This window comes from Clostridium sp. D43t1_170807_H7 (assembly GCF_015555905.1).
Taxonomy (GTDB): Bacteria; Bacillota; Clostridia; order Clostridiales; family Clostridiaceae; genus Clostridium.
Genome location: NZ_JADNLK010000048.1, coordinates 1 through 8,690, shown reverse-complemented (window position 1 = coordinate 8,690; position 8,690 = coordinate 1). Strand labels below are relative to the sequence as shown.

General features: G+C 26.2%; 10 protein-coding genes and 2 tRNA genes. 10 read left to right on the top strand and 2 right to left on the bottom strand.

From position 1 onward, the window contains the following. The 8 genes from I2E98_RS15465 to I2E98_RS15430 all read left to right on the top strand — a co-directional run bounded on the left by I2E98_RS15465 (position 1) and on the right by I2E98_RS15430 (position 6,352). Positions 1 to 76, top strand: a tRNA-Ala gene (locus I2E98_RS15465). A gap of 324 nt (positions 77 to 400) precedes the next feature. Further along, a complete protein-coding gene (locus I2E98_RS15460; protein ID WP_195469766.1) occupies positions 401 to 550 on the top strand; it encodes a hypothetical protein in 150 nt (49 codons plus the stop codon). Positions 551 to 647: 97 nt separating this feature from the next. Then, complete coding sequence (locus I2E98_RS15455; protein WP_195469765.1) at positions 648 to 1,091, top strand: hypothetical protein; 444 nt, start codon at positions 648 to 650, stop codon at positions 1,089 to 1,091. A gap of 42 nt (positions 1,092 to 1,133) precedes the next feature. Then, on the top strand, positions 1,134 to 1,610 hold the full coding sequence (locus tag I2E98_RS15450) for a VanZ family protein (RefSeq protein WP_195469764.1): 477 nt from the start codon (positions 1,134 to 1,136) through the stop codon (positions 1,608 to 1,610). A gap of 477 nt (positions 1,611 to 2,087) precedes the next feature. Then, positions 2,088 to 4,175: an elongation factor G gene (gene fusA, locus I2E98_RS15445; protein WP_195469763.1), complete on the top strand. Its 2,088-nt coding sequence runs from the start codon at positions 2,088 to 2,090 to the stop codon at positions 4,173 to 4,175. A 169-nt stretch (positions 4,176 to 4,344) separates the two neighbouring features. Next, the gene (locus I2E98_RS15440) at positions 4,345 to 4,581 is read left to right on the top strand and encodes a hypothetical protein (protein WP_195469762.1); all 237 of its coding nucleotides are present in this window, start codon (positions 4,345 to 4,347) and stop codon (positions 4,579 to 4,581) included. Positions 4,582 to 4,712: 131 nt separating this feature from the next. Continuing rightward, positions 4,713 to 5,219, top strand: coding sequence for a nicotinamide-nucleotide amidohydrolase family protein (locus I2E98_RS15435; RefSeq protein ID WP_195469761.1), 507 nt, complete (start codon positions 4,713 to 4,715; stop codon positions 5,217 to 5,219). Between the two features lie 182 nt (positions 5,220 to 5,401). After that, entirely contained in the window at positions 5,402 to 6,352 is a 951-nt protein-coding gene (locus tag I2E98_RS15430) for a type II CAAX endopeptidase family protein (protein WP_195469760.1), read from the top strand. A gap of 63 nt (positions 6,353 to 6,415) precedes the next feature. Here the strand turns inward: I2E98_RS15430 and I2E98_RS15425 are convergent, their stop codons facing one another. Continuing rightward, positions 6,416 to 6,853, bottom strand: a complete 438-nt coding sequence (locus I2E98_RS15425) for a hypothetical protein (protein WP_243251245.1) — start codon at positions 6,851 to 6,853, stop codon at positions 6,416 to 6,418. Positions 6,854 to 7,017: 164 nt separating this feature from the next. On the opposite strand from I2E98_RS15425, the gene I2E98_RS15420 reads away from it, so the two are divergent. Further along, a tRNA-Phe gene (locus I2E98_RS15420) sits at positions 7,018 to 7,093 on the top strand. Between the two features lie 241 nt (positions 7,094 to 7,334). Continuing rightward, positions 7,335 to 7,532, top strand: a complete 198-nt coding sequence (locus tag I2E98_RS15415) for a hypothetical protein (RefSeq protein WP_195469759.1) — start codon at positions 7,335 to 7,337, stop codon at positions 7,530 to 7,532. A 64-nt stretch (positions 7,533 to 7,596) separates the two neighbouring features. Here I2E98_RS15415 and I2E98_RS15410 read toward each other — a convergent pair whose 3' ends face one another. Then, positions 7,597 to 8,274, bottom strand: coding sequence for a uracil-DNA glycosylase (locus tag I2E98_RS15410; protein WP_195469758.1), 678 nt, complete (start codon positions 8,272 to 8,274; stop codon positions 7,597 to 7,599). Positions 8,275 to 8,690 lie beyond the last annotated feature (416 nt).

Genomic DNA, 8,690 nt, shown 5'->3' with positions numbered 1-8,690 from the left:
GGGGGTATAGCTCAGTTGGGAGAGCACTTGCCTTGCACGCAAGGGGTCAAGGGTTCGAATCCCTTTACCTCCACCAAAAGCTACGATATAAATCGTGGCTTTTTTATTTTATTGTAATTTAAGATATAACAAATATAAAATCATTCTTTTATATAATTTCTATTATTATGAGAGGATGATTTTTTTATTTATATAAAAACTAATATAAACAAAAAAGATTAAATGGCGATTAATACAAAATATACAATATTATGTCGGAAAATAAATTTAAATTTGTTATTGTTTTTTTGTTATCATTTTAATAAAGTATTATATAATAGTGTTATAACATTTAAGAAGTTAGAATTATATAAAAACTTATTAAGTATTCTTATCATAATATAAGAATGGGAGTGATTGCGTGGAAAAGAAAATAAACTTAGAGGAAAAAATTATTCAGTTGAAACTTGAAAAAAGAGATTTAGTCTTAGCTGGAAAAAGTACAAGCAAGATAGATGAGGAAATTGACAATATAAAAAATGAGTTAGATAAGTTATCTGTAGTAAAATAAATTTTTTAGATATAATCTTTAAGCATATTATATAAAAATATATCATAATAATTTTTGAGGGAAGTATATTTCTATTTAAATATAGGAGGTAATATTTATGATAAGAACAGTGGTATGCGAAAAGGAAGGTTGTTCAGGAAACACTTTTTTTATAGAAACTCAAGGAAATAATTTACTTTTAACATGTGCACATTGTAAAAGCAAATATGAGTTTGATATAAGTTATTATGATTTTATCATACTATCTAATTGTTCTAAATGTAATAATGACACTTTTAAAGTATTTAGAGATACAGAAAAAGAAGGAATATATGCAAAGTGTGTAGAATGTGGTTCAACACCAGAAAAAATATATATAGATTCAGATGGAGTTCAAGTATCTTATGAGGCTAAATTATTAAATGATATAAAAGAGCTTATGTATTTATTAGAACAAAGGATATGTAATTTAGAAGTAAAATTACAAGACTTAGAAAGTAGCCAAGGGATCTTGGAGGAGTCATTAGCTTATATAAATAGATATTTAGTTGAAAAGAATTAAATATTTTTTTATTTAACTCATGTATAAATTAAGGAGAAGAAGATGAAGAACAAAAGACTTATAATTAGCTGGAGCTTGTTAATTGGATGGATGTTGTTGATATTTTTTATGTCAAATCAACCAGCAGATATTTCTAATAAGCAAAGCGATTTAGCAATAAATTTATTTTCTATTATAGGAATTGACTTAAATAATCATTTAGGAGAGATTGCTTCGTTTGTTGTAAGGAAAGCTGCTCATTTTACAGAGTATTTTATATTATATTGTTTTTCTATTGCTGTTTGTAAACATTATGTTGATATAAAAAAAGCAAGAATTTATTGTTTATTTATTGTATTAGGTTATGCAATTAGTGATGAAATTCATCAATATTTTATACCAGGAAGAGAAATGGCTATTAGAGATGTGGCAATTGATTTTTCAGGTGGAGTTTTAGGTTTTATAGTTAATATAGTTATTTATAAAATTAAATTTAATAAGAGAAATAATTGTAATTATAGAGAAGAAGTTATAGATTAAATACTGAAAATATAATTTTAACATAATATAAGAATGTTAAATTAGGTATTTAATATTCCTTTAAATTATTATTAAGTAGTAAATGGAAAAATGTAATTTAAAATTATATAGACTTATACTAAAGATTAAAAATTTAGTATAAGTCTTATTTTATATTAAAGTTAATTAATGATAAATGGTTTTAGTTAATATTCAATGAATTGGAGAAATGTATGCACCTTATTTATACAATATAGATATAAGTTAGAATAAAATAATATCTTATATGGTTAAACTATAATTAATTGGAATAATTTTAAGTAATGCGAAAAATTTAAGAATAAGAGGATGAGATGAATTAAGTACTATTTATAGGTATAAGTTCATAAAGATTAAGTATAACTTTAAAATAATAGTTACCAATAAAACGATAATTAAATAATCTATATAAAGAAAGGTGGGTGAATGATAATACTAAAATAGTATTATCGTGACGTTATGAAAGACTATAATTATAAGAAACTTAGAAATGTAGGTTTAATAGGTCATGGAGCAACAGGAAAAACATCTTTAGCAGAAGCTTTATTATTTTATACAAATAATACTGATAGATTAGGAAAAGTTGAAGAGGGTAATACGGTTATGGATTATGAACAGGAGGAAAAGAAGAGGGGAATATCTCTATCAACTTCAGTTGCTTCTTTTGAAGAAAATGATACTAAGATTAATATAGTTGATATGCCAGGATATTTTGATTTTCAAGGGGAGATGTCTCAGGGCATGAGGGCTGTAGATATAGCTACAATCGTAGTATGTGCTGTGTCAGGAGTACAAGTAGGAACAGAAAAAGCTTGGGATTATTGTGAAAAAATAAAATTACCAAGAGCATTCTTTATAAATAAAATGGATAGAGAGAATGCTGATTTTGATAAAACTTTAGAAGAAATGAAAAATAGTTTTGGAATGAGTATAGTTCCTATTCAATATCCTATAGGAAAAGAGGGGAGTTTTAGTGGTATAGTTGATGTCATATCTAAAACCGCAGTAAAGTATAATGCTAAAACATTTAAATCAGAATCAATAGATATACCAGATGAATTGGTTGATAAAATTGAAGAATGTAAGCAAATGATAATGGAAGCTGTTGCAGAAACAGATGAGGAATTGTTAGATAAGTATTTAAATGATGGTGAATTAAGTGATGAAGATATTTATTCTGGATTAAAAAAAGGATGCGCACAAGGTGAAATAGCACCAGTATTGTGTGGTAGTGCTTCAAAGGTAATAGGAATAAAATCAATGATAGATAGTATAGTTCAATGTTTCCCATCACCAGAGCATGCACTTCCTCAAAAGGCAATAAATTTAAGCAGTAATGAAGAGGTTTTCATAAAAACTGATGAAAATAAACCATTTTCAGCTTTAGTATTTAAAACTATTGCAGATCCATTTGTAGGTAAGATATCTTTATTTAGAGTTATGACAGGAAAAGTTAAGGGTGAATTAACAGTATTAAATCCGAATAAAGAAAAGCAAGAAAAATTAAATCATTTATTTTTCATGAAGGGTAAAAATCAAATTCAAACCCAAGAAATAGTTGCAGGTGATATTGGTGCAGTTTCTAAATTACAATACACAGCAACTGGCGATACATTATGTAGTGAAGATTTTAAAGTAATGTATGATAAGATAAACTTACCTAATGCAGTAATGCCTATGGCAATACTACCAAAAGCGAAAGGTGATGAAGAAAAAATATCATTATCATTATCCAAATTAATGGAAGAAGATCCTGTATTTAAGATAGAAAGAGATATTGAGAATGCTGAGACTATAATTTGGGGATTAGGAGAAACTCATTTAGAAGTTATAGCTAGTAGAATAAAAACTAAATTTGGAGCAGATGTTATTTTACAAGAGCCTAAGGTGCCATATAGAGAAACTATAAAAGGAACTTCTGATGTACAAGGAAAGCATAAAAAACAATCAGGTGGACATGGACAATATGGAGATGTAAAGATAAAATTTGAACCAAGAGAAGATGGAGAATTAGATCTACAATTTGTTGATAAAGTTGTTGGTGGAGCTGTCCCAAGAAACTTTATTCCGGCTGTTGAAAAAGGATTAAGAGATTGCATATCAAATGGTGTGTTAGCAGGATATCCGGTTGTTGGATTAAAGGCTACATTATATGATGGATCTTATCATCCAGTTGATTCATCAGAAATGGCATTTAAAGTTGCTGCTTCCATTGCATATAAAAAAGGATTAGAAGCTGCTAAGCCAATTTTACTTGAACCTATAATGAATGTTAAAATTTTAGTTCCTGATAGTTATATGGGAGATGTAATAGGAGATATAAACAAGAGAAGAGGAAGAGTTATAGGAATGGAACCAGAAGGAAAGGTTCAAAAAATTAGTGCAGAGATTCCAATGGCGGAAATGTTTAGTTACGCTACAGACCTAAGATCAATGACGCAAGCTAGAGGAAACTTTACTAGCGAATTTTTAAGATATGATGAGGTTCCGGCTAATGAAGTTGGAAAGATTTTAGATGATGTTAGAAATTTAAGAGAAGAAGCCTAGAGATAATATTTAATATGCCTATTAAGAATCATATTTTTATAAGTTCTTAATAGGCATATATATTTTAAATATATAGAGAATAAAATTATAAATATTTACATAAAATAATGGCAGTTAGGAGAATTTTTTTTATTTATGGGGGTAAAAAACGATAAATAGGAGGGTAAAAATGCCAGACTATAAGATGGATATAAGAGGAAAATTAGGTCTTAGTGAATATAGTGATATTTATGATTACATGGGTATAGTAGATAAAAATGATAATTTTACTATAACTCTAGATAATTCCAATAGGCAACATGTAAATATAATTACCTCCATGTTAAAAGAAAGTAATTTTTCCATATTAGAAGAAGGAATAAATAATTCAGGAGATTATTATATTAGTGCTAATAAATATAAATAGAAAATCTCTAAGGTTTTTACTTTAGAGATTTTTGTTTGTAAAGTTCATTAAAGAAATCAAGGGAAATATATGTAAATATAATAATAAAGACGTTATAATTATTGTATATGAATTAAATTGAGGTGAATTAAATGCAAGATAATATAATTAATGAAAATTCAATAGAGTATGTTTTAGGTGAGATATTATGTAATAATAAATTAACCATTTCAACAGCGGAATCCTGTACTGGAGGGATGGTAGCAGCTAAATTAATTTCATATCCAGGTATATCAGCTTCATTTTTAGAAGGAGCAATAACTTATTCTAATGAGGCTAAAATGAAGAGACTTGGTGTTAGGAAGGAAACACTTGATGCTTATGGAGCAGTAAGTGAAGAAACTGCTAAAGAAATGGCTGAAGGAATAGCAAAAGAGAGTTGTTCAAATGCATCTATAGCCACTACAGGAATAGCTGGACCAGGTGGTGGAACTAATGAAAAGCCAGTTGGATTAGTTTATATAGCTGTACATGTAAATAAAAATACAACTATTGAAAAATGTAATTTTAGTGGAAATAGGGAAGAGGTAAGAGTTTCGGCAACTAACCATGCTTTGAAGATGCTTAAGGTTGAGCTTGAAAATCAAGGTTATAAATAAGTTTAAGAAAACAAAAATAATCCCATTAATATATCTATGGCATTAACGGGATTATTTTTGTATATAAATAAAATGGGGGAGAGGCGATTAACTATGAAGTTTAAAACTTCATTTATATTATTGTCATTAATTAAAATTAATATACATTAAGTAAATAAAATTTAAAAAAAAAGGAGAGATATATGAAAAAAGTATTAAGAGCAAACACATATTTTTTGATAATTATATTATTACAACTATTTTTACCAATACATCTAATATTTAAATGGTTTAATATTACAGATACTAAATTCATGTTACTAATTAGTCACATTGTAACATTTATTTTTCCAGCAATTATATATTTAATTATTACAAAGCAATCTGCAAAAGATGTACTAAAGTTAAACAAGCTTTATTTCAAAGATGCACTATTAATAATATTATTGGCTTTTGTATGCCAGCCAATAATGACATTTTTTTCTTTAATTTCACAATTCTTTTTTGAAAATGAAATTGGAAATTTTGTAACAGGTATAGTAGATTCACCATATATAATATTACTTTTACTTATAGCAGTATTGCCAGCTATTACAGAGGAAATTACAATACGAGGAGTGGTTTTATCCGGATATGAGGATAAGAATATTTATTTATCCTGTGCTATAACAGGATTATTATTTGGAATAATGCATTTAGATCCACAACAGTTTTTATATGCAGCAGTTTTAGGATTTATATTGGCGTTAGTAGTGAGAACAACTAATTCAATATTTGCATCAGCATTAATACATTTTTTGATTAATGGAACTTCAATAACATTACAAAAATTATTAAGCTTAATTCCGGAAAATACTTCAGTTATGGATCAAGCTGCAGAAGTTAGTTTAATGAGTTTAGAAAGTCAAGAAAAGATATTTATGGCTACTTTTTATGGACTTATAGCTTTAGCATTTGGAATAGTTGCATATTTTATAATTAAAAAAATAGCAGATTTGAATATTAGAAGAGGAATAATAAGTAAAGATGAATTGAGTATTAAATATAATAAAAGCAATGAAAGAGTTTTTAATATTTCATTTGTAGTTATTATAATAATTTACTTACTATATATGATGTCAGGAATAATAATTAAATATCTTTTTAATATTTAACAACAAGACCTAAGTAATTATCATATGTAAAATTACTTAGGTCTTTTAAAGTGATAATAAGTTTTAATTATATACAGAAGGTGTATTTGGAGATTGTTGATATATAAATGAAAAATCATTTTTATTAATCCAACCCCTACAATTATAATTACTATCAATAGGTAAACTTACATAGAACCAAGTTTTATCATTTATAATTGCACTATCTAAAATTTTGACTTCCATTTTTATATCTAGTACTCTAATTTTAGGAGAATCTATAATTGGAGCTAGAAAAACAGTTGTATTATTATTAGTTATGGCTCTTTTAAAAGTAGGAGTCAAAAATTGTACATTTATATTTTGATTCTTAGTTAAAGCATTTCTATATTCATTTCTAATATTATTAAATTGATTAGAAGTTCTTAATATTCTTTTTTTAGCTATAGTTAATTTTTTTTCATAATAAAAATACATGAATATAATAATGAATACGAGTATTAAAAATATAAAATATTTCAAGGTTACCTCCAGAATAAATGTTATATAATATATTTATATTGAAATAGTAACAAAAAATAACCTTAAATTTATTTCCTCTATTATGAAGTATATAAAATAAATATATAAAATTATAAAAAAGTATTTGACATAATATAAGATAATATGTATAATTAAATTGTCAAGGCTCGATAGCTCAGTCGGTAGAGCAGAGGACTGAAAATCCTCGTGTCCCTGGTTCGATTCCTGGTCGAGCCACCAGGAAAGCAACTTACTATAGTAGGTTGCTTTTTTTTTTGTTGTGGAAAAAACAGGCGATTAAAATAAACTTTTTAAAAAGTTAACAAAAATATTTTAAAAAGTAATAAATAACTCTTTACAAAAAATGTTATATAAGATAAAATATAAACTATAAAAATTTCATTTATTGTTAAGTTTAAATTAAGATATAATTAATAATTAGAGTATATAATTCATTTATAGATAAAAAGGGGGAAGAGATATGATAGAGAAAATAATACTTTCAGATCAAGATTATGAATATTTGACTAAGGGAATAGCAATTGGGGTTGGAATAGGAACTTTAGTAGGATTATTATTAGAAAATGTTATTTTCGGTTTTGCTTTGGGAGGCGTTATTGGAATTATTCTATCTTTTATATACTCATATTATAGAAAAGTTAAAAAAGTAATAAGTTAACAAATTGAATTTATATATTTAATAAATAGAAAAGTTAGAACAAAGAAAAATGTTCTAACTTTTTTTAAATATTATCTATTTGCCAATCAATAGGTTCTTTATTAACAGAAATTAAAAAGTTATTGATCTTTGAAAATGGCTTACTTCCAAAGAATCCTCTAGATGCAGATAAAGGACTTGGATGAGCAGAAGTAAGAATTAAGTGTCTTTTATTAGTGATTAAATTTTTCTTTTTTATTGCATTATTACCCCAAAGTAAAAATACAACAGGATCTTCTTTTTCATTAACTAAAGAAATAATTCGATCCGTGAATATTTCCCAGCCTATACTTTTATGTGAATTTGCTTCACCAGCTCTAACAGTAAGAGAGGTATTTAAAAGCAATACTCCTTGATCTGCCCACTTTTTTAAATATCCATTATTAGGGATATAACAACCTAAATCAGAATTTAATTCTTTGTATATGTTTAGTAGTGAAGGTGGTATTTTTATACCAGGATTAACAGAAAAGCTTAATCCGTGTGCTTGACCTGGACCATGATATGGATCCTGACCAAGTATAACAACTTTTATATCTTTATAAGATGTAAAATGTAGAGCATTAAATATATCATATTTATCAGGATATATTGTTTTAGTTTTGTATTCATTTGTTAAAAAGTTTCTTAAAGTTTGATAATATTCTTTATTAAATTCATCATCTAAAAGATCCTTCCAATCGTTTTTTAATACATTTGCCATTATAATCACTCCTGTTTAAATGCAGTTTTTTTAATTAATCTATAAATATTAGATAATTATAACACAAACGCTACCTAGTATATCAATAATAGAAAAATAGAGAAAAAACAAGAAAAAACAAGTAATATTAAATATATTTGAATATAATCAATAAAAAATGACAATAATAAAAAAAGAATAATGATATTATAAATCTCGTCGCTGATGACAAAAACAAACAAAACAAATGTTTGTTAGTGTTGATGTGACAAAGTAATTTCTTCGAAAATGATGAAAGCTAAAACTTTTAAAAAAAAAGTTGTTGACAGTAGTCGGAAGAAATGATAAGATAAGGAAGTCGCTTCGGTGCGACAGAGTAAATGGTCTTTGAAAATTGAACAGAATATAGTTAAAGTAAACCAGCAATTCTTTTGAGA